4 protein-coding genes are annotated in these 2220 nt (G+C 66.0%); all 4 read left to right on the forward strand.

All coding sequences use genetic code 11. The features are described from left to right. Positions 1-348: transcription termination/antitermination protein NusG (nusG, locus tag V6M52_RS11170; RefSeq protein ID WP_332701073.1), on the forward strand; the 348-nt coding region annotated here is incomplete at its 5' end. Positions 349-497: 149 nt separating this feature from the next. After that, on the forward strand, positions 498-929 hold the full coding sequence (gene rplK / locus V6M52_RS11175) for a 50S ribosomal protein L11 (protein ID WP_332701074.1): 432 nt from the start codon (positions 498-500) through the stop codon (positions 927-929). After that, positions 930-1631: a 50S ribosomal protein L1 gene (gene rplA, locus V6M52_RS11180; RefSeq protein WP_332701075.1), complete on the forward strand. Its 702-nt coding sequence runs from the start codon at positions 930-932 to the stop codon at positions 1629-1631. A 267-nt stretch (positions 1632-1898) separates the two neighbouring features. Continuing rightward, positions 1899-2220: 50S ribosomal protein L10 (rplJ, locus tag V6M52_RS11185; protein WP_332701076.1), on the forward strand; the 322-nt coding region annotated here is incomplete at its 3' end.

Genomic DNA, 2220 nt, shown 5'->3' on the forward strand with positions numbered 1-2220 from the left:
GGCTACGTGCTGGTGCAGATGGTGATGAACGACGACACCTGGCACCTGGTCAAGCACACCAACAAGGTGACCGGGTTCGTCGGCGGCGCCAAGAACCGCCCGGCCCCGATCTCCGAGGACGAGGTCGCCAAGATCCTGGGCCAGATGGAAGAGGGCGTGGAAAAGCCCCGCCACAAGGTCGAGTTCGTGGTCGGCGAGTACGTGCGCGTCAAGGACGGCCCGTTCACCGACTTCAATGGCACCGTCGAGGAAGTCAACTACGAGAAGAGCAAGGTGCGGGTGTCCGTCACCATCTTCGGCCGGGCGACGCCGGTCGAGCTCGAGTTCTCGCAGGTGGAAAAGACGTAAACCGGAGGCCGGGTGGGAAACCGCCCTGTCCTCACCCGTTCGATTGCCTCTCCGGCTCGGCAATCGGCGGTAGCAGTCAGAGCCGCAAACCCCCGGGGAGCCGAGGCATGAATGCCGAGGCGTTTGCACCCGCAAGGAGTACCTGAACCATGGCGAAGAAGATCGTCGGTTTTGTCAAGCTGCAAGTGCCGGCTGGCAAGGCCAACCCATCGCCCCCGATCGGCCCCGCGCTGGGCCAGCGCGGCCTGAACATCATGGAGTTCTGCAAGGCGTTCAACGCCCAGACCCAGGGTGTCGAGCCGGGCCTGCCGCTGCCGGTGGTGATCACTGCCTACGCGGACAAGAGCTTCACCTTCATCATCAAGACGCCGCCGGCGACGGTCCTGATCAAGAAGGCGATCAAGCTGGACAAGGGCTCGGCCAAGCCCGCCACCGACAAGGTCGGCAAGATCACCCGTGCCCAGCTCGAGGAGATCGCCAAGACCAAGCTCAAGGACATGAACGCCGCGGACATCGAAGGCGCGATCAAGACCCTGGCGGGCTCGGCCCGCTCCATGGGCGTCACCGTGGAGGGTGTGTAAATGGCCAAGCTGAGCAAGAAGCAGAAAGCCTTCGAGGGCAAGGTCGACAGCAACCGGCTGTACCCGCTGTCCGAGGCCCTGGGCATCGTCAAGGAGTGCGCCACCGCCAAGTTCGATGAGTCCATCGACGTGGCCGTGCAGCTGGGCATCGACGCCAAGAAGTCCGACCAGGTCGTTCGCGGCGCCGTGGTAATGCCCAACGGCACCGGCAAGACCAAGCGCGTGGCCGTGTTCGCGCAAGGCGCCAAGGCCGAGGAAGCCAAGGCTGCCGGCGCCGACGTGGTCGGCATGGACGACCTGGCGGCCCGCGTCAAGGCCGGCGACATGCCGTTCGACGTGGTGATTGCCGCCCCCGACGCGATGCGCGTGGTCGGTACGCTGGGCCAGATCCTGGGCCCGCGCGGCCTGATGCCCAACCCCAAGGTCGGCACGGTGACGCCCGACGTGGCCACCGCGGTCAAGAACGCCAAGGCCGGCCAGGTGCAGTTCCGGGTCGACAAGGCCGGCATCATCCACGGCACGATCGGCCGCCGTTCGTTCGACTCCGACAAGCTGCAGGGCAACCTGGCCGCGCTGATCGACGCGCTGAACAAGGCCAAGCCGGCTTCGAGCAAGGGCGTGTACCTGCGCAAGGTGGCGGTGTCCTCGACCATGGGCGTGGGCATCCGGGTGGACACGCAGACCATCACGGTGCAGGGCTGAGACAGGAATTCCGGCCGGGCCGAAAGGACCGGCCGGCAATGGTGGGCTGCCGGCCCCGCGCAAGCGAAGACCGGCAGGCCATCCAAGACCGCTGGCGCGCAGCAATGCGCTTAATCGGCGGCCGCCGGGGCAACCCGGCAGCCGGGCCAGCGCAGATGGCGATCCCGCCTAGAGAGAAGTTGAGTAGTTCCCTCGAGGTTTGGTCGCTGCAGCAAAGGCGCGCCGCGCGTGGTGCCAACCCGCCGGCGCAATTGGAAGGAGTAGACCTTGAGTCTGAATCGCAATGAGAAGCAAGCGGTCGTCGAAGAGGTGACCGGCCTGGCCGCTCAAGCCCAGACGCTGGTGTTGGCGGAATACCGCGGCATCACGGTCGCCGACATGACGAGGCTGCGCAGCGACGCGCGCAAGCAGGGCGTGAACCTGAGTGTTCTGAAGAACACCCTGGCCCGCCGGGCTGTGAGCGGCAGCAGCTTCGAAGTGGTGGCCGACCAGATGACCGGACCGCTGATCTATGGCTTCTCCGTGGATGCCGTGGCCGCCGCCCGCGTGGTGGCCGATTTCGCGAAGACCAACGACAAGCTGGTCATCC

This window comes from Devosia sp., from assembly GCF_036676215.1.
GTDB lineage: Bacteria > Pseudomonadota > Alphaproteobacteria > Rhizobiales > Devosiaceae > Devosia.

Bases quoted from the DNA above. Each gene is read 5' to 3' on its own strand.
- rplK (WP_332701074.1), top strand. From the start codon at position 498: ATGGCGAAGAAGATCGTCGGTTTTGTCAAGCTGCAAGTGCCGGCTGGC.
- rplA (WP_332701075.1), top strand. From the start codon at position 930: ATGGCCAAGCTGAGCAAGAAGCAGAAAGCCTTCGAGGGCAAGGTCGAC.